Consider the following 18,243-nt stretch of genomic DNA (forward strand, 5'->3'; position numbering starts at 1 on the left):
TTAGAACCGGACCGGCCAGACCTCGAAGACCACGGTGAACGAGGCGGTTCCGTCCGAGCGGATCTCGGGTACGTCGGTGCAGGTGACATGGCCGGCCCACTCCCAACCTCGTGGGGCATCAGGGTCCGCCTCGAATTGGGCAAGTTCCAAAACACATGCTCCGTCATTACCGAAAAACGTCTTCCCATCGATGGTGAGGGTCGCACTCACCCGCTCCGATGTCGGCACCCCGACGACGGCTCCTACCGCAGACAGTTGAAGGAGACCCTGGTCTCCGCTGAATGTGGCCGAGACATTGATCGAATCGCCATCCTCGGAAGGACTGGCCGAATACCCGCTGACATCGAGGACGAGACGATCCTCGACGACTCCAGATACCTGCGCCACCGCGGCACCCTGGGAGCCAGACGTGGTCGAGTAACCGCCCTCGACCAGGTCGAGGTGCAAGTCGAGCAGCAAACCCCCATCGTCCTGGTCGGCCGCGGCGAGTGCGGACACCAATTCGTCCGAGGGGATGAAGTGTCTGCCGATTGTGTATACGGCCGAGAAGACGACGAGGAACCCGATCACCGCTACCAGGAGGTCTTCCCTTACCTGCTTGGCCAGTCCCATCGCGGGATTGTCCCACCACGCGGGAGTTCTCACCGCGCGAGAAGACTCCCGAAGCCAAATCCGACAGCCGCGGCAAGCAGACCGACCGTGGTCGGGCCAAGTAGGGCGATGACTGCCCGGTGTCGGCCTCCGCGGCCCTCCTCCCACAGGTACACGGCCTCGATCATCCAGGTGCTGAATGTGGTGAACCCGGCGATCAACCCGGTGGTGACGTCGACCGCGGCACCATGGCTGCCGGTTCCGAGGATGACTCCGAGAGCGAGGCTGCCGAGGGTATTCACGATGGCGGTGGGCCACGGGAGCTCCGTTGCGAGACGCCGCTGGATCGTCGCACCCATGATGAAGCGGAGCCCTGCGCCAAGTCCTCCGGCAGCGATCACGGCGAGCACGGTCACGGGCGCCTCCCGAGGAGGTACCCGAGGACGGTTCCCGCGGCGCCTCCCACCACCGAGAGCACGGCGTACCCGGCGGCTGCCGACCAGCGCTCGGCCTCGACCAGGAGGACGGCGTCTCCTACGAATGTGGCGAAGGTGGTGTAAGCGGCGGCGACTCCGATGCCGACGAACGCCACCCGTCGCTGCCCCCGACTCCTGGCCTGCAGACCGGGAAGGGCCCAACCGACGAACAGCGAACCGGTGAGATTGACGGCGAGGGTGGCCCAGGGGAACGCGTTGGCGGGGATCAGTTCCACCACTCCGATCCGCAGCGCCGACCCCACCATGCCGCCGGCGATGACGAGGAGTGCGAGGTGGTGTCGGGGTGCAGTGGCGACGGGCTGCATGGGCTCCTCTCCTGTCAGTAGGAGCCATCAGCCCATTGGGGCGCTCAACGGCGAGCTCCATCGCCGGAGCCGCGATGGTAGGCCTTTGTGTCACACCTAGTTGGCATCATCTATGAATGGAATGGAACCAAGCCGATCGGCTGATAGATCGGGCCATCGAGTGCCTCGAGAAGGTGAACAACGAGCTGACGGCGACTCGTACGCACTTCACGCTGCTCGGTCGCTGCAGGCGAAGTATGCCCGGGTGGTGAAGCTGGGTGCCTTTGGCGAGGTCTCACTGGCCGATCGGGTCGGGGATGCCAACGAGCTGGCACGAGTCAGCGGAACCTCGGTAGGCAGGGCTCGGAAGGCGCTCGACACCTCGCGGCAGCTGGCGAAGACCCCGGTGCTCGATGAGGCGCTGCGCCGCGCCGAAGTGTCGTTCGAGCAGGCTCAGGAAATCGCCAAGACCGAAGCAGTCGCCCCCGGGTCCGCCGGGCTTCTGGTCGACATCGCTCGTCGCTCCAGGTTCCATGTTCTCAAGGAAGAGGCGCGCAAGATCCGACTCGAGGCGCTGAAAGGGCCTGGCCTCGAAGCGCGTCAGCGCGAGGCTCGGTATCTACATCATCGCGTCACCGACCTGGGGATGATCCACATCGAGGGCGAACTCGAACCGCACATCGGGACCCCGATCGTCAACCGACTCGAGGCCGAGGCCCGTCGCCTCGCCCGCGCCGGCAATCGCGGCGAGCCGTTCGACCGGTACCTCGCCGACGCGTTGCCCGAGTTGCTTTCCGACGGTGGCACCTCCTCCGGCCGCACCGAGATGGTGGTGCTCGTCTCCTACCCCGTCGCCGAACGCGGGTGGACCCATGTCGAGGACGACGAGATCTGCAAGATCCCCGGCAACGGGCCGCTCGACCCGGAGGTCGCCAGGCGGATCGGCGCCGACGCCTTCCTATCCGGGGTGTTCTTCGATGGAACCGACCTTCGCCAGATCAAGCGTTGGGGGCGCGCGGTCCCTGCTGCGATCCGCACCGCCCTCAATCTCGGTGACCCGCCCGCCTTCGACGGCGTCAAGTGCGTCGACTGCGGCAATCGATTCTGGATCGAGTTGGACCATCAAGTGCCCCATTCGGCCGGCGGACCGATCTCGATGAGGAACAGCAAGCACAGATGTTGGGGATGCCATCAGAAGAAGTCCCTCGCCGATCGGCGGGCGAGACGACTCCGTCGACCGATGACTCAGGTGGCCGAGATCCCCAGCGCACTCGCCAATGGACCTCCCTAGGACGCCCTATTCGGGGCGCATGTGGGGGAACAACACGACCTCGCGGATCGACGGCTTGTCCGAGAGAAGCATCACCAGTCGGTCGATGCCCATGCCCATGCCACCGGTCGGAGGCATCCCGTACTCGAGTGCGCGCAGGAAGTCCTCGTCCATCGGGTGGGCCTCGTGGTCTCCGGCGGCGCGGGCGGCGGCCTGAGTTTCGAACCGACGCCGTTGCTCCACCGGGTCGTTCAACTCTGAGAAGGCATTTGCCAATTCGTTGCCGGCAACGATGACCTCGAACCGTTCCGTCAGCCCGGGACGGGAACGATGTTTGCGGGCGAGAGGCGAAATCTCCTCCGGGAAGTCGAGCACGAAAGTCGGATCCCACAGCGAATCCTCCACCACCGACTCGAACACCTCGGCGATGATCCGGCCAGTTCCCCATGAGCCCTCGGACTGCACCCCGGCGGCGATCGCCTGCTTCCTGGCATCCGCCACAGGCATCACCGGATCCCAGTCCTTGCCTGTGGCATCGGACACCGACCCCACGTAGTCGATCCGCCTCCACGGGGCGGCAAGGGACATCGACCGACCGTCGAACGTGATCTCGGTGGTCCCCAGCACTTTCTCGGCGGCCTCGACCACGAGAGCCTCGGTAAGGGTCGCCATGTCGTTGTAGTCGGCGAGGGCCTCGTAGAGCTCGAGCATCGTGAACTCGGGGTTGTGGCGGGGGGAAACCCCTTCGTTGCGGAACACGCGACCGATCTCGAACACCCGATCGGCCCCACCGACGATCAATCGCTTGAGGTGTAGCTCGAGAGCGATCCGCAGGAACATGTCCAGCCCCAGGGCGTCGTGATGGGTGACGAACGGCGTGGCCAGCCCGCCCGACGGCACGTGGTGCAGCACGGGCGTCTCCACCTCGAGGTATCCCCGGGCAAGCAGAGACTCTCGAATCGACTGGATGGTTTCGACACGGCGACGCATCACCTCCCGGGCATCTGCGTTGACGATCAAGTCGACGTACCGATACCGGTGGCGCTTCTCGACGTCGGTGAGCCCGTGCCACTTCTCCGGCAGAGGGCGCAATCCCTTGGCGAGGAGAGTGAACGACTCCACCCGGACACTCAGCTCGCCTCTCTTCGTGGTGACCACTTCTCCCTCCGCGCCCACCCAGTCTCCGGAATCGAGATCGCCGAAAGCGACAAACCGGTCGCCGAGCCGATCGGCTTCGACGAACAGCTGGATCTGGCCGGTGTGGTCCTGGAGCACTCCGAACACCAATGCCCCGATATCGCGGGAGTTCATCAATCGGCCTGCGACGGAGACATGAAGCCCCGTATCAGTACCGGCCGGAAGACCGTCGTGGGCGGCATGCAATTCGGCGGCCGTGGCCGTGCGCTCGAACCTGAACGGATATGGCTCATCCCCCGCCGTGCGAATTGCTTCGACTTTGGCAAGCCGCGCCGCGGTCAGAACGTGCTCGTCGAGCCCTTCGTCGGTCAAGAGGGCCCCGATGCGCTCGACCGCATTTGGCCATTGGCTATCGGCAGGGGCAGCGGACATCGCTCCTGCTGGAGGCTGGAGGCTGGAGGCTGGAGGCTCATTCCTGATTCATCTCGTAGACCATGCGTAAACCGTCCAGTGTGAGGTTGGCGTCGACGATCGATACCGAACGGCAATGGGGCACGATGGTAGAGGCCAGGCCCCCGGTGGCAACGATGGCCGGAGAGCCGTCGATCTCGGCTGCAAGCCGGTCGACGATCCCGTCCACCAGGCCAGCATGGCCGTAGAGCAGACCGCTCTGGATGGCTTCCACGGTGTTACGGCCGATCGCCGCCCGCGGAGCGGTCAGATCCACTCGACGCAGCGCCGCAGTCGCGCTGATCAACGCGTCCAACGACACCTCCAGCCCGGGAGCGATCGCCCCGCCCACATATGCCCCCGAACTGTCGACAACGTCCATGTTGGTTGATGTCCCAAAGTCGACGGAGATCACCGGAGTGCCGTACTTGTGCTTGGCGGCGACCGAGTTGACCACCCGGTCGGCGCCGACTTCACGCGGGTTGTCGATGTTGATCGGCATGCCCGTCTTGATTCCCGGACCGATGACGACCAGCGGCCCGTCGATCATCTCAGCGGCTACCTGCATGAGAGCTGCCTTGGCGGTGGGGACCACACTCGATAGGGCGACGCCGTGGACGTCCTCAAGGCGATAACCGTCCTGGCGCAGAAGACCGGCGAAGTACAAGCGGTACTCGTCTGCTGTGCGTTCGCGCACGGTCGACAGCCTCCAGGAATCCACCAGATCCTCACCCTGGAAGAGGCCCATGACGGTCTGGGTGTTGCCGACATCGATGGCTATGAGCATGCGCCGCCTTTCAGGCCTGAGTCTCGTAGAGGATCGATGGCCGGTCCAGGCGGGTGCCGAGGTCGGCGCCGCCGTCTGGATCGAGGAACACGTTGTCGATGAGTCGCACGTCGCCGACGGTGGCGGCTACAGCCAAGAATGCCGGTCGGTCGAGGTGCTCGATCGGCGCGGCCGAGGCGCGGTCGGCGAGCGTGACGTACTGGATACCTGCTCCGGTGTCGGCGGCGACCCCGGCGACGATTCCTTCCAGCGCCGCCGCCGAACGCTCACCGGCCGCCACCGCCTCGGCAGCCGCGAAGAGTCCGATCGAGAGTCCGCGGGCTGCCTCGCGATCGGTGATCAGCACATTGCGGCTGGACAACGCCAAACCGTCGGTTTCGCGGACCGTGGGCACGCCGACTATCTCGACCGGGAACGACAGGTCTCGAGCCATGGTCCTCACCACGGCGAGTTGCTGGGCGTCCTTGTGGCCGAAGCAGGCTGCTCCCGGGGCGATGCCGGCGAACAGCTTTGCGACCACCGTGGCCACGCCCTCAAAATGGCCGGGGCGGTGTAGGCCCTCCATCCCCTCCGACACGCCGGCGACATGAACCCGGGTCACGGGATGGTGCGGGTATATCTCCGTGACGTCCGGTGCGAACAACACATCGACCCCCGCCAACTCGGCAAGAGCGGAATCGCGCTCGAGCGCACGCGGATACCGGTCGAGATCCGAGGCGCTGTTGAATTGCAGCGGGTTCACGAACAGGCTCATCACCACCAGGTCCGAGCTTCGCTGCGCCGCCTCCACACATGCAAAATGCCCCTCGTGGAGGTAGCCCATCGTCGGGACCAGGGCAGCGCCTCCCCCAATCGCCCGCACCTCGGCAAACGAGTCGACGATCCTCATTCCAGAGCCTGTCGGATTTGGGCTTCGGTGCCGGCGACCCGGGCCGTCGCTCTCACCATGGCGGCAAAGTCCTCAGCGAGTTCCGGGAAGAACGCCCGCACCGCGGCCAGCTGGGCGCGAACGGTGCCGACATCGCCGCGGGCAGCCGGTCCGGTGAGGGCCTGCTCGGGACCCATCGCGAGGGCGTTGTCGACGACGCCCCTCACCAGGGGTTCGGCTGCCGCAAAGTCGACTCCCGCCGCCTCGAACAACTGCCGCGACATGGCGAGCGCCGCCAGCGTGAAGTTCGCCGCCGCTGCGGCGGCGGCGTGGTACAGCGGCTTGGCTGCGTCGTCCAATTCGAATGGCTTCGCCCCGAGCGAGGCAGCGAAGGAGAACAGCCGGTCTGAGAGCAGATCGTCATTGCAGGTGACCGCGATCCATGCCCCCGCCAAGCGGGCTGCTCCGGCCTCGGGAGTGGGCAGTGTCTGCAGTGGGTGGAACGATCCGACCGGAGGGCCTGCGATCGCATCGAGGGCGCCCGCCGACTTGAGCCCGGACAAGTGCACCGCGCCTTCGACCGCGGCGGCGCGGTGGGCGAGGCGATCGGCCACCGCCTCGATCGCGTCGTCCCGAACGGCCACCACCAGTAGGTCGGCTCGCACCAGGTTGGCATCCCACGACAATGGCTCGGTGCCGAGCCGGTCGGCGGCGGCCCGAGCCTCGGCCGGCTCGCGAGCGAGAACACCCACGACGCGATGACCTGCCTCTAGTGCCGCCAGCGAAAGCGAGAGGCCGGCCCGGCCGGGGCCGACAAGGATGAGGTCCATGCGTTCCAGTCCTCTCCGGGTACCAGACGACGCGGCTCATTCTACGCGAGCCCGCCGCGCCCGCCCATTCGGTGCTCGCCGGAGTCACTACCGTCGTACGACATGAACCTCCTCGACCACCCGCGAATCGTCATCAATCAGAAGCCGAAGCTCATCGAACTCACCAACGAGTACCTCATCAGGGATCCCGAGGGCACCGAGATCGGGGTGATTCGCCAGGAGGGGCAGACCACCCTGAAGAAGCTGGCGCGCTTCGTGTCCTCTGTGGACCAATTCATGACCCACAAGTTGGCCGCCTATGACAGCGACGGGTCAAAGGTGCTCGAGATCGTGCGCCCCCGCAAGATCGTCAAGTCGACAGTGGAGGTGTACGACGGGGCGGGGCACCTCGCCGGAACGATCCGCCAACAGAACGTATTCGGCAAGATCCGATTCGGGCTCCACGGCAGCACCGATGAGAAACTCGGCGAGATCCGGGCCGAGAACTGGCGGGCGTGGAACTTTGCCATCGTCGACCAGTTCGAGGCAGAGGTGGGCCGCATCACGAAGACGTGGGAAGGCTTCGCGAAGACAATCTTCACCACCGCCGACAACTACTTGCTGGAGGTCTCACCGTCGCTCACCGGGCCGCTGCGCCTGCTCGCTTTTGCAGCGGCGGTCGGTGTCGACACCGCCCTCAAGCAGGACTCCCGAGGACTCAACTGAGGGTCTACTCCGCCGGGCCTTGAGAGGAGGGGAACCGTCCGACGGTCCGAGCCTCCTGACCGTCCACTGCGCCGAGCAGGTCGTCGGCGACACCGTGGCCGGGAACCTCAGCCAGCGGCCAGATCTCGACGAGCGGAGCGAGCACGAACCGCCGCTCGGTCATCCGGGGGTGAGGGATTCGCAACCCGGGCGCGTCGATGACGGCATCCGAATAGAGCAGTAGGTCGAGGTCGAGCAAGCGCGGACCCCACCGCTCGCGACGCTCCCGGCCGACGGCGCGTTCGATTTCCAGACAGGCTTCGAGCAGGGGCCGGGGACCGAGTACGGTGTGAATCACTGCCACCGCGTTCAGGTAGTCGTCCTGAGGCGGACCGCCGACCGGTGCCGTCTCCCAGACCGACGAGACGCCGAGCACTTCGCCGTGTTCACCCAGGGAATCGACGGCCGCAGCCAGATTGCCCGATCGGTCTCCGAGATTCGAGCCAAGCCCGATGGCGACGCGCGTCTCAGGATCCCGTGGAGAGGGGGATGATCGCGCGAGCCTCAGGGCCCAGGGGGCGCTTTAGGATCTCCTGTACCAGCGCCGTCGCCATGATCGGATCCTTCACGCGCCCCGAGTGGATCAGGAAACCTGCGAGCACCCCGGCGACGGTGTCATCGACCAGGTCGCGATGGACCAGTAGCACCGAGTTGCGCTTCGAGGTCAGTTCGGTCATGGCCCGGAACACCCTGCGGACCGCATCCGGTTCCAATTCGACGAGCGGCTCATTGACGCCGTCAATGCCGGCGGCGTGATAGGCGGCGAGGTTCTGATTGCCCTCGAGCAGGGAAAGAACCGCCTTGATGCCCGCGTGCTTGAGCCAGGCGATCTCCTCTTCGCGGCGGACGCGGCGATGCTGGAATCCGTATCCCCCGATACGCTCCGACACGGCCAGGCGCTTTGCGATCACCCACGTGAATCCGCGGGGTTCGAGTCCGGTCATGATCATGGGGTTTCACCCCGCACGATAGCGTCGGCTATTCGCGCTGAGCGCAGTCCCTCGACCACGTTGTGTACACGAATGGCGCTGGCTCCGGCCGCTATCGCCAGCACGTGGGCGGCCCCCGAGGCCCCATCGCGTTCGTCGACCGGGATGGGTCCCAGCACCCGTTCGATGAACGACTTGCGGGAGGCCCCGACCAGCACCGGGAACCCTGAACCGGCCAGGCTCGCTACCCCCGAGGCGATCAGATCGAGGTTGTGGGCGACCGTCTTACCGAACCCGATGCCCGGGTCGAGGCAGATTCGCTCTCGGTCGATCCCCTGCGAGATCGCCCACTGCGCCCGTTCCGCCAGGAAGTTGGACACCTCGGTCACGACATCGCCGAACTGCGGGTCCTGCTGCATCGTTCCGGGGTCCCCGAGCATGTGCATCAGCACGACGCCGGCACCCGACCTGGCGACCACGCCCGCCATTTCGGGATCGGACAGTGAGGTGACGTCGTTGACGACCACCGCCCCCGCCTCGATCGCCTGCGCGGCCACCGCGGCCTTCGAGGTATCCACCGAAACCAAGACTCCAGCCGAAGCCAACGCCCGCACCACCGGTACCACCCGCTCGACCTCTGCTTCGGAATCGACCGGCGTCGCGCCGGGGCGGGTGGACTCGCCCCCTACATCGACCAGGTCGGCTCCCTCCTCCGCCATCTTCAACCCGTGCGCCACGGCGGCGTCGAATGCCAGGAACCGGCCGCCATCTGAGAACGAGTCCGGGGTCACGTTGAGGATCCCCATGACAAGGGTGTGATCGGCATTGGTGAGGACGTTGCCGAGTCCGACCGGCCAAAGGGTGGGCTCGAACTGGCGCCGCAGGATCAGGAGGCTGCGCCTCCATCGGATGTGGTGGCTGCTGCCACGCCACCTCGCGCCAACTCGCCCTTCGGTGCCTGAATCCTCATCGACCCGTTCGCGGCGTGCTCCCACTTCGGAACGTCGCTGAGTATCTCGGCGATGTCGGCGGCGTAGAGAGTCTCTCGCTCGAGCAACGCTTCGGCGATCCTGTCGAGCCCGTCACGGTGGAACAGAAGGATCGCCCGGGCCTCGTCGTGGGCCTGGGTGATCAGCTTGCGGATCTCCGAGTCGATCATCTCCGCCACCTCGTCGGAGTAGTCGACCGACTGGTTGTAATCCCGCCCAAGGAACACTTGCGCCTTCGGAGTGCCGTACCGCATCGGTCCCACCTTGTCGCTCATCCCGTGCTCCATGACCATCGAACGCGCCATCTCCGTCGCCTGCTCGATGTCGTTGTAAGCGCCCGTCGATGGGTCGCCAAACACGATTTCTTCAGCAGTTCGACCCCCCAGCGCCTGGGCAAGCGAGTCGACCAGTTCGCTACGGCGCTGATAACTCTTGTCCTGCAGCGGGAGCGAACGGGTATAGCCCCCCGCTCGACCGCGGGGAATGATCGTCACCTTGTGCACGGGGTCGGCATGAGGCAGGGCGTGGCCCACCAGAGCGTGGCCACCCTCGTGATAGGCGGTGAGCTTCTTCTCGTCATCGGTCATGACCTTGCTCCGTCGCTCCGGACCGGCCATGACGCGATCGATCGCCTCCTCCAGCTCAGCCTGGCCGATGACATCGCGATCGCGGCGGGCGGAGAGGAGCGCCGCCTCGTTGATGGTGTTCGCCAGGTCGGCGCCGGTAAACCCGGGGGTGGAGCGGGCAATCACCTTCAGGTCGACCTCGGGAGCGAGGGGCTTGCCCTTTGCGTGGACCTCGAGAATCTTCTCGCGTCCCTTGATGTCGGGGCGGTCGACGACGATTTGGCGGTCGAAGCGCCCGGGACGCAGCAACGCAGGGTCGAGGATGTCGGGACGGTTGGTGGCCGCGATGAGGATCACTCCCGTCTTCACGTCGAAGCCGTCCATCTCCACCAGCAGCTGGTTGAGCGTCTGCTCCCGCTCGTCATGGCCGCCGCCAAGCCCCGCGCCGCGGTGCCGGCCGACGGCATCGATCTCATCGACAAAGATGATCGCTGGTGCCTGGGCCTTGGCCTGTTCGAAGAGGTCGCGCACCCGGCTGGCACCAACTCCTACGAACATCTCGACAAAATCGGAACCCGAGATCGAGAAGAAGGGAACCCCGGCTTCACCGGCCACAGCCCTGGCGAGCAGGGTCTTGCCGGTGCCCGGAGGGCCGTAAAGCAGGACCCCCTTGGGGATCTTGGCACCCATCGCCCGGAACTTCTGCGGCTTGGCAAGGAACTCCTTGATCTCGTAGAGCTCTTCCACCGCCTCCTCGGCCCCGGCAACGTCCTGGAAAGTGACCTTGGGCATGTCGCGGGTGACCTGCCGTGCCTTGGCCTTGCCGAAAGACATGACCCGATTGCCGCCGCCCTGCATCTGCATCAGGATGAAGATGAACACCCCGAAGATCAGGACATACGGCAGGAAGGCCAGGAACCACTGGAAGATCCCCGGATTCTCGGACTCGATGCTCAGGGTCACGTCGCTCGCCAGCACCAGGGAGGTCAGGTCGCCCTCATAGCCGTCGGGGAAGATCGACTCGAAGCGCCCGCCCCCGGCCTCTTCGGTGAAAGACCCGGTGATCACGTTCGACTTCTGCTTGATCGTCACCGATTCGACCTGACCGGCGGCGAGTTGCGCCTGGAACTGGTCGAGCGTGATCTCCTCGGGCGCAGTCGCCGAGGTCACGAATGTATTGACCAGCATGATCGCCACCGTGGCGACCACCAGGTAAACCAACACGGTGCGGACGGTTTTGCTCACGACCTCAAGTCCAGTCCCGGGACGAAGGAGATAGGGAAGCCATGCTATCGGGACCAGGACCTTAGAAGTTGATGCCCACCTCGAAGCGGCGAGCGTGCTGCACACCGCTCGCTGCTGCCGCCTGCCGCTACTCCTCCTCCATCACCGCCACATACGGAAGGTTCCTCATCTTGCCGACGAGGTCGAGCCCGTAACCGACGACGAAGTCGGGAGGTATCTCGAATCCGATGTACCTGACCTCGATAGGCACGCGCTGGAGTCCGGTCTTCATCAGCAACGCCACGATCTCCAGTGATGCCGGCTGCCGCACCTCGAGGTTGCGGCGGAGATAGTCGAGGGTGAGACCCGAATCGATGATGTCTTCGACGATGAGGACGTGGCGGCCGGCGATCTCCTGCTCCAGATCCTTGAGGATCCGCACGACGCCGGACGTTTCGGTGGCGGCCCCGTACGAGGACACGGCCATGAAGTCGATGTCGACCGGAAGTCGGATGTGGCGGGCGAGATCCGCCATCATCATGAATGCGCCCTTGAGCACTGCCACCAGCAGCAGATCCTTGCCTTCATAATCGACAGTGATCTGGCGGCCCATTTCGGCGAGCCGCAACGCAATCGCTTCCTCGTCGACCAATACGCGGCCGGGCCGCATCATTCCGACAACCTCGTCGCCGCCATGCCAACCTCCCCTTGCCGTTCGTCGGAAGCCCGGATCGACACGAGCCAGGCGATTCTTCCACCCGACTCGACAACCGGCCACCTGGCTCGAAGACGGAGCGGCACGCCGGCCTCCCCGAGGGCGTCGGACACCTTCTTGGTGCCGCCGCGGATGCTGATCCGGTCACCCGGCCGAACGGCGCGGACCACCAACGGACCGTCGGCGGCGATCATGGCTCCATGCCTGCCCAGCCCCACCCTCCCCGACTCGATCCTCCAGCCACCGAACAGCGTCGCGCCCGGAACACCCAGCTCGACTGGCTCGAGTGGCTCATGCTGGTCTCCCCGATGAAGCGCCACATATGCGCCCTCTCGCGTGGCAATGAGTCCGCCGGACACCGAAGCTGCAGGACCCGCCACCGCCCCGAGTACGGCGGCGACATCGGAGGAGGTTCCGGGGTACGGGTCGAGCATCATCCTCAGCGCGTGGCGCACCACCCGGGAAGCAATCGGCTCCGGGAGGGCAGTGAGGGCGGCAACCGGGATCAACACTGCCCCCTCATCCCACCTGAGGGGAACGACTTCGGCGCGTCGATCGAGGAGCGCATCGTCGGCTGCCGCTAGTCGGCCGGTGCGGGCCAACGCTGCAAGGAGCTCCGGGTTGAAGTCCCTGGCGAGGGCGGGGATCGTCTCGGCCCGCAGTCGGTTACGGCGAATCGCGGGGTCGTCGTTCTGCGGATCGTCCGCGAAGGCGAGCCCTGCGAGCGTGGCGACCTCGCGGGCAGCCTCTCGCGGGATGTCGAGCATGGGACGCACCCACGCGCCGCGACGCGACGGGATGCCTGCCAGCCCGGACAGCCCTGTTCCGCGCAGGAGGTTGCCGAGCACCGTCTCCGCCTGGTCGTCACGGGTATGGCCGGTGAGCACGGTCTCTCCGTCGCGCAAGATCGACTCGATCGCTGCCAGTCTGCGTTCGCGCAGCTCGGTCTCCGACTCGCCGCCCGCGACATCGATCACCTGATGAGCCAACCCCAGTCGTTCCGCGATTCGGGTTGCGGCCTGAACCATCGCCCCGGAACCCGGGAGGTGATGGTGGACGGTGACCGCGCGGGCCGGGCCGCCCCGCGACACGACCGCAAAGGCCAACGCGGCCGAGTCTGCCCCCCCACTGAGGGCGACCACCACCGGGGAATCGGGGAGGCGAGGCACCACCGTCGCGACGAACGCGTCGAGTTCAGGTGCGGTCAACTCACCCGTTCGAGCCATCGCCTCGGTGCCCTGATCTCAGCGAGGGTTGGGAGGTGGTCCGGGCTCTCCCACACGGCATCGAGCGCGGAGAAGCCAGCGGTGCGCTCGACATCGAGGATGAACCGCTCCCCCATCTCGTATTGCTTCATCTTCAACTCGAGGCCGGTGAGCCGGAAGAAGGCGGCGGTACGGGGATCCTTACGACGCTGCTTGAGCATTCGCGACATCCGGTCCTGGCTGACAAGCCTCCTGGCGCCGATGCGGTCCATCACCACGTGGCCGTGGCCTTCGAGGAGCGACATGAGGGCCTGGACGCGGTCGATCACTTGCCGTTGCTCCGGGGAAGCGATGATCCCCATGATCCCGGACTCGTCGACGATCGGCCGCCCCTCTCGAGCAGCAGACCTCATCTCGCCGGCGATCCGCTGGATGCGCCCCGGTTCTGGATTCGAAGACTCGACCAGCCCGCTGACCAACTCGAAGAAGTAGCCCTGAAGCCACGGGACGCCGGTGAACTGCAATCGGTGGGTGCATTCGTGCAGGGCCACCCAGAACCGGAACTCGTCGGGACGGAATTCGAACTGGCGCTCCATCCAAAGGACATTCGCCCCGACGAACATTACGGTGTCGCCGGCGTCATCGTCGCCCGAGGGCAGCACCAGCTCGTACTGACCGAGGACGCGGCGAGCGAGCACTCCCACGAGCGCGCCGACCTCGGCCCCGAGCAGACGCGACATCGTCCGGTGGCCGAGGCCTCCGCCGGGCGCCTGTTGGAGCTTCCTTTCGGCATGGGAAAGCAGCCGTCCGAAGGAGGCGATGTTGGCCGTCGCCCACTCGGATCGGGCGAGCACCGCCACGGTGGGGGTGCCCGACCAGACCAGTCCGGTTTCGTCGGCCACCAGCTGCGACGCCTCCTCGACCAGGCGAGGGGCCTGGCGGGCCAGCAGATCGAAGTGGTAGGACTCTTCGAGAGGATGCGATCCCGCCATCCGCCCGGCGACCCGGGCGGCGACGTTCCAGTTGATCACGTTTCCTGCGACACGCGATAGCGGCCCTTGACCCTCACCCCGTACCCCAGAATCACACCGGCGATGGCGACACCCGTAATCACCAGGAGGGTCGGCACGAGGAAGCGGAAGGTCCAGGCATCCTCGGCAGGTGGCGCGGGCTCCTCGCCCACCACGACCGCCGGTTCGTTGCTCGGGGCAGGGTCCTCTTGCGCCGAGGCGGGCAGCACCCCCAACGCGAACGAGAGGAGCAGGAGAAGAATCAGCGTGCGAGCGCGGGTCATGACCGCGAGATTACCCGCACCGGGGCCGCACGAAGCAGCCCGAGCCGAAGCCCTCTCAGCTCTCCGGGACGATCCGGCCGCGGAGGCGAGGGAACCTGGTCGGAGTGTGGGCGTAACAGTGCGCCCGCTTGTTGTACCGGGAGAGGAGGGTCACACAGGTGTCGTCCTCACAGACACGGGTGCCGTCGGTCGTCTTGGGAGCACGGAGCTTCCCTTGGACTCGATTGCCCTTCATGATCTCGGATGACATTTCTTACCTCCAAAGGAGGGGCGGAGCCCTGCAGGCTACCCCACACTCCCGTCGGAATCATGTTCATGGATGAACGTCATGAGCCGCATCGGTAGTTCCGGCGGCATCTCGTCCCTACAGCACTGCCGTATCCGGAGCTTCAGAGCCTCTTCGAACCGGAAGCCTTCACCGCATGGCGGACACCGTCGCAGGTGCAAACGAATGCGGATTCGGCCGACGAGGTGCGTCTCGCCGTCGATGAAAGTGTACAGCTGGCCGTGAGCCTCGTTGCAATTCATGGTTCGGCGATGCCTCGTTCTTCTGCAAAGTCCCACAACGCCTTTTGCAGCGCCTTTCTTCCCCGATGGAGCCGCGACATCACTGTGCCGATCGGCGTATCCATCATTTCGGCGATCTCCTTGTAGGAGAAACCTTCGACGTCGGCGAGGAGCACCGGGATCCTGAAGTTCTCCGGAAGGGACTCGAGGGCCGCCTTGATGTCCTCGTCCACGATCGACTCGAGGGCCTCGTCCTCGGCGCTGCGCTCTGCTCCGCCGGGTCCGGGCTCGCCCATCCGCTGGTACAGGTACAGATCCTCGAGATCGCCGAGTTCCACCTCGGTGGGGCGTCGGGTCGCCTGTCGATACCGGTTGATGAAGGTATTGGTGAGGATCCGATAGAGCCACGCTCGCAGATTCGTGCCGGACTGGAACGTGTGATACCCCCGGTAGGCCTTGAGCAGGGCCTCCTGGAGCACGTCCTCGGCATCGGACGGATTGCGCGTCATTCTCAGCGCAGCGGAATACAACTGCGGAAGGAATTCGGTCACATCGGATTCGAACGTGGCCTGGTCGGCCATAAGCAGGCCCCTTCCGGGCAGGCTCCCATCGGATCGGTGCTCCCCGAATTCGACGGTGGAGCCGGAGCGGGGATTTGAACCCCGGACCTGCTCATTACGAGTGAGCTGCTCTACCCCTGAGCTACTCCGGCGGCGGCGAGGAATGGTAAACGATCGGTCACCTGCTCCAGCCACGGCTCCGGCCAGAGGCTGCGAGGCCCCGACTCGCCTTGGAGACCATCTTGCTGTGGCTGGAGCCGTGGCTGAAGCTGCTTCAGGGATGACTGGGATCTCGCGTGATCCCCGCGGCCTGCTGTTCCGCCCGCACGAAGGCGACGATCTTGGCTACGTCCGCCCGGGTGAGATGCGGCAGCGGAGCCATCGCGCCGAAGGTCCAGTGGTGCGGCACAACACCCGCGGCGACCGCCTGCTGGAACGCCTCATCCGAATGGTGGTTGGGGGCGTAGATGACGTCCAGAAACGGTGGTCCTGTGGTGGTGCCCATCAGGTCGGACCCATGGCAGACCGCACAGTTGTCGAGGTAGAGCTGCTCTCCTGCGGCGACGGTGGCCGGATCGGTCGATGCGGTCGTCCCTGGCGGTGCAGACGTCACCGCGACGAAGACGATGAGGACGGCTCCAAGAATGCCGGCCACCCACCAGACAATCCGATTCGGCTTCGGCGATCCCGGTCGCTTCCTGGCAGGACTCATGATCGCCCTCTCGTCGCTGGAGAAGTCGCCAACCTACCCCACCCCTTGGTGGGTAGGTTCCGCTTCCATGCACGACGATCACGCTGCGACCACCGATGCCGAACGGCCTCCGAACCACGACCGGCATGAAGGTCACTCTCCTGAGATGTTCCGAAATCGCCTCGGAGTATCCGTCGCGCTCACGCTCCCCATCCTTTACCTGAGTGACCCCATCCAGGCATGGCTTGGGTACGAGGCTCTGAGCTTCCCGGGTTCGTCGGTTCTCGAGCCGATACTCGCCTCCATCCTCTTCGCATACGGCGGACTGGTCTTCCTCAAGGGTGCAGTGCGGGAGGTTCGTGTCGGGCGGCCCGCGATGATGACCTTGATCTCCCTGGCGATCAGCGTCGCCTACGGCTACAGCCTCGCGGTCACCTTCGGACTCGACGGCGACTCCTTCTACTGGGAACTCGCCACCCTCATCGTCGTCATGCTCCTCGGACACTGGATCGAGATGCGGTCGGTGGAGAGGGCCGGGAGCGCACTAGAAGATCTTGCTGAGCTGATCCCGGCCGTGGCCCACCGGATATCCGCCGGCGACGTCGTCGACGTCCCGCCGGCCGAACTCGCCACAGGCGACCTGATCCTCGTCCGGCCCGGCGAGCACGTACCCGTTGACGGCATCGTCACGGACGGCCGCTCCAGCGTTGACGAGTCGTTCCTGACAGGAGAGTCCCGACCCGTCCCCAAGAAGGACGGCGACGAGGTCGTCGGCGGGTCAGTCAACGGTGACGGAGCATTGACGATTCGCGTCGAACGGACGGGTGATGCGTCGACGCTCAGCCAGATGATGCGGCTGGTAGACGATGCCCAGGCATCGCGCACCCGATATCAGGGCCTCGCGGACCGCGCCGCATCCTGGCTGGTCGTGGTGGCAATCGCCGTCAGTACCCCCACCTTCGTCGTCTGGTGGCTGTGGGGTGCGGGCGGGCTCGCCACTGCGGTGTCGCGCGCGGTCACAGTGCTGGTCATCGCCTGCCCCCACGCTCTTGGCCTCGCCGTGCCTCTCGTGATGGCGAATGCGACCGCCATGTCTGCGGGACGAGGAATCCTGATCCGCGATCGGGACGCGTTCGAGCGAGCCCACCGGCTCCGGTTCGTGGCGCTCGACAAGACCGGCACCCTCACCGAGGGCCGCTTCGAAGTCGCCGCCGTCGCAGCAGCCGACGGGGTGGAAGTCGACGAGGTCCTGCGGATCGCAGCCAGCCTGGAGCGTGCTTCGGAACACCCCCTCGCCGCCGCAATCGTAGAAGCCGCCTTGGCGCGCGGCCTGACACTCGAACTCCACGGCGAGGTGAACGCGGTAGCCGGAATGGGTGTCGTCGGCCTGGCCGATGGCCGGCGCTGGCGCGTGGGCCGTCCCGAATGGGCAGACGATCTCGGTGTCGCCACGGACCCGGCGATGGTCCAAGCGCTCACCGAGGCGGGCGAGCAAGGACAGGGAGCCGTTGTGTTGATGGACGAGTCATCAGTGAGGGGGGTGGTCAGCCTCCGTGATCGGATCCGGCCGACGGCGCGGGCCGCCGTCGATGAACTACGTCGCCAGGGGATCACGCCCATCATGGTCACCGGCGATGCTGTTGCGGTGGCCGCCACGGTTGCCGCCGAGCTGGGAATCGAGCGCTACCACGCCCGGGTCCTTCCTGGCGCAAAGGCCGAGATTGTTCGCGAGCTGCAGACCGTGGGACGGACCGCATTCGTGGGCGATGGCATCAACGATGCCCCCGCCCTCGTCACGGCGGACCTGGGCATCGCCATCGGGGCAGGAGCAAATGTGGCGATCGAGTCCGCCGACGTGGTCCTGATCGAGAGCGACCCGGCTGCGATTCCTCGTGCGCTCCGGATTTCCGCCGTGACGAGGCGGAAGATGCTGCAGAACCTGTTCTGGGCGACCGGCTACAACGTCGTGGCCCTTCCTCTCGCTGCGGGTGTCGGAGCGCCAGTCGGCGTGGTCCTGGCACCCGCGGTAGGAGCGCTGCTCATGAGCCTCTCGACGGTGATCGTCGCGGTCAATGCGATGATGCTTCGCAGAACCAAGGTCTAGA

General features: G+C 65.8%; 21 protein-coding genes, 1 tRNA gene and 1 riboswitch. Of the genes, 3 read left to right on the plus strand and 19 right to left on the minus strand.

Going from position 1 to position 18,243, the window contains the following annotated elements:
- Genes WD184_01360 through WD184_01370 form a run of 3 tightly spaced genes read right to left on the minus strand, consistent with a single transcriptional unit; the run spans position 1 to position 1,393 of the window.
- Positions 1-612 (minus strand): hypothetical protein, encoded by a 612-nt coding sequence (locus WD184_01360; GenBank protein MEX0825396.1) that lies wholly within the window; start codon positions 610-612, stop codon positions 1-3.
- A 29-nt stretch (positions 613-641) separates the two neighbouring features.
- Positions 642-1,007, minus strand: a complete 366-nt coding sequence (locus WD184_01365) for a CrcB family protein (GenBank protein ID MEX0825397.1) — start codon at positions 1,005-1,007, stop codon at positions 642-644.
- A complete protein-coding gene (locus WD184_01370) occupies positions 1,004-1,393 on the minus strand; it encodes a CrcB family protein (protein ID MEX0825398.1) in 390 nt (129 codons plus the stop codon). The genes WD184_01365 and WD184_01370 overlap by 4 nt, the downstream gene beginning before the upstream one ends.
- Positions 1,394-1,404: 11 nt before the next feature.
- Positions 1,405-1,467, minus strand: a riboswitch (Fluoride riboswitch).
- An 86-nt stretch (positions 1,468-1,553) separates the two neighbouring features.
- Between WD184_01370 and WD184_01375 the strand changes: the two genes are divergently transcribed.
- A complete protein-coding gene (locus tag WD184_01375) occupies positions 1,554-2,663 on the plus strand; it encodes a hypothetical protein (GenBank protein MEX0825399.1) in 1,110 nt (369 codons plus the stop codon).
- 6 nt (positions 2,664-2,669) lie between these two features.
- On the opposite strand, the gene lysS is transcribed toward WD184_01375, so the two are convergent.
- Genes lysS through WD184_01395 form a run of 4 tightly spaced genes read right to left on the minus strand, consistent with a single transcriptional unit; the run spans position 2,670 to position 6,714 of the window.
- Positions 2,670-4,211, minus strand: coding sequence for a lysine--tRNA ligase (gene lysS / locus WD184_01380; GenBank protein MEX0825400.1), 1,542 nt, complete (start codon positions 4,209-4,211; stop codon positions 2,670-2,672).
- A gap of 37 nt (positions 4,212-4,248) precedes the next feature.
- On the minus strand, positions 4,249-5,016 hold the full coding sequence (locus tag WD184_01385; protein ID MEX0825401.1) for a type III pantothenate kinase: 768 nt from the start codon (positions 5,014-5,016) through the stop codon (positions 4,249-4,251).
- Between the two features lie 10 nt (positions 5,017-5,026).
- The gene (gene panC / locus WD184_01390) at positions 5,027-5,905 is read right to left on the minus strand and encodes a pantoate--beta-alanine ligase (GenBank protein MEX0825402.1); all 879 of its coding nucleotides are present in this window, start codon (positions 5,903-5,905) and stop codon (positions 5,027-5,029) included.
- The gene (locus tag WD184_01395; protein ID MEX0825403.1) at positions 5,902-6,714 is read right to left on the minus strand and encodes a DUF2520 domain-containing protein; all 813 of its coding nucleotides are present in this window, start codon (positions 6,712-6,714) and stop codon (positions 5,902-5,904) included. The genes panC and WD184_01395 overlap by 4 nt, the downstream gene beginning before the upstream one ends.
- A gap of 102 nt (positions 6,715-6,816) precedes the next feature.
- On the opposite strand from WD184_01395, the gene WD184_01400 reads away from it, so the two are divergent.
- Positions 6,817-7,419: a phospholipid scramblase-related protein gene (locus tag WD184_01400; GenBank protein MEX0825404.1), complete on the plus strand. Its 603-nt coding sequence runs from the start codon at positions 6,817-6,819 to the stop codon at positions 7,417-7,419.
- Between the two features lie 4 nt (positions 7,420-7,423).
- On the opposite strand, the gene folK is transcribed toward WD184_01400, so the two are convergent.
- From folK to WD184_01460, 12 genes are all read right to left on the minus strand, one after another.
- The gene (folK, locus tag WD184_01405) at positions 7,424-7,966 is read right to left on the minus strand and encodes a 2-amino-4-hydroxy-6-hydroxymethyldihydropteridine diphosphokinase (protein MEX0825405.1); all 543 of its coding nucleotides are present in this window, start codon (positions 7,964-7,966) and stop codon (positions 7,424-7,426) included.
- On the minus strand, positions 7,926-8,402 hold the full coding sequence (locus WD184_01410; GenBank protein MEX0825406.1) for a hypothetical protein: 477 nt from the start codon (positions 8,400-8,402) through the stop codon (positions 7,926-7,928). The genes folK and WD184_01410 overlap by 41 nt, the downstream gene beginning before the upstream one ends.
- 2 nt (positions 8,403-8,404) lie before the next feature.
- Positions 8,405-9,382, minus strand: coding sequence for a dihydropteroate synthase (gene folP, locus WD184_01415; GenBank protein ID MEX0825407.1), 978 nt, complete (start codon positions 9,380-9,382; stop codon positions 8,405-8,407).
- Entirely contained in the window at positions 9,274-11,187 is a 1,914-nt protein-coding gene (gene ftsH, locus WD184_01420; GenBank protein ID MEX0825408.1) for an ATP-dependent zinc metalloprotease FtsH, read from the minus strand. The genes folP and ftsH overlap by 109 nt, the downstream gene beginning before the upstream one ends.
- 127 nt (positions 11,188-11,314) lie before the next feature.
- Complete coding sequence (hpt, locus tag WD184_01425; GenBank protein MEX0825409.1) at positions 11,315-11,839, minus strand: hypoxanthine phosphoribosyltransferase; 525 nt, start codon at positions 11,837-11,839, stop codon at positions 11,315-11,317.
- Entirely contained in the window at positions 11,836-13,107 is a 1,272-nt protein-coding gene (tilS, locus tag WD184_01430) for a tRNA lysidine(34) synthetase TilS (protein ID MEX0825410.1), read from the minus strand. Before tilS ends, hpt begins: the two co-directional genes overlap by 4 nt.
- Complete coding sequence (locus tag WD184_01435; protein MEX0825411.1) at positions 13,086-14,117, minus strand: zinc-dependent metalloprotease; 1,032 nt, start codon at positions 14,115-14,117, stop codon at positions 13,086-13,088. The genes tilS and WD184_01435 overlap by 22 nt, the downstream gene beginning before the upstream one ends.
- Entirely contained in the window at positions 14,114-14,380 is a 267-nt protein-coding gene (locus tag WD184_01440; GenBank protein ID MEX0825412.1) for a hypothetical protein, read from the minus strand. Before WD184_01440 ends, WD184_01435 begins: the two co-directional genes overlap by 4 nt.
- Before the next feature lie 55 nt (positions 14,381-14,435).
- A complete protein-coding gene (locus WD184_01445; GenBank protein ID MEX0825413.1) occupies positions 14,436-14,630 on the minus strand; it encodes a hypothetical protein in 195 nt (64 codons plus the stop codon).
- 274 nt (positions 14,631-14,904) lie between these two features.
- On the minus strand, positions 14,905-15,468 hold the full coding sequence (locus tag WD184_01450; protein MEX0825414.1) for a sigma-70 family RNA polymerase sigma factor: 564 nt from the start codon (positions 15,466-15,468) through the stop codon (positions 14,905-14,907).
- 56 nt (positions 15,469-15,524) lie between these two features.
- A tRNA-Thr gene (locus WD184_01455) sits at positions 15,525-15,599 on the minus strand.
- Positions 15,600-15,721: 122 nt separating this feature from the next.
- Positions 15,722-16,102, minus strand: coding sequence for a cytochrome c (locus WD184_01460; protein MEX0825415.1), 381 nt, complete (start codon positions 16,100-16,102; stop codon positions 15,722-15,724).
- Positions 16,103-16,304: 202 nt separating this feature from the next.
- Here WD184_01460 and WD184_01465 point away from each other — a divergent pair, with 202 nt between their 5' ends.
- The gene (locus tag WD184_01465) at positions 16,305-18,242 is read left to right on the plus strand and encodes a heavy metal translocating P-type ATPase (GenBank protein ID MEX0825416.1); all 1,938 of its coding nucleotides are present in this window, start codon (positions 16,305-16,307) and stop codon (positions 18,240-18,242) included.
- Position 18,243 lies beyond the last annotated feature (1 nt).

The sequence above is a fragment of the Acidimicrobiia bacterium genome, from assembly GCA_040878325.1.
Classification (GTDB): Bacteria; Actinomycetota; Acidimicrobiia; order Spongiisociales; family UBA11373; genus JAUYIV01.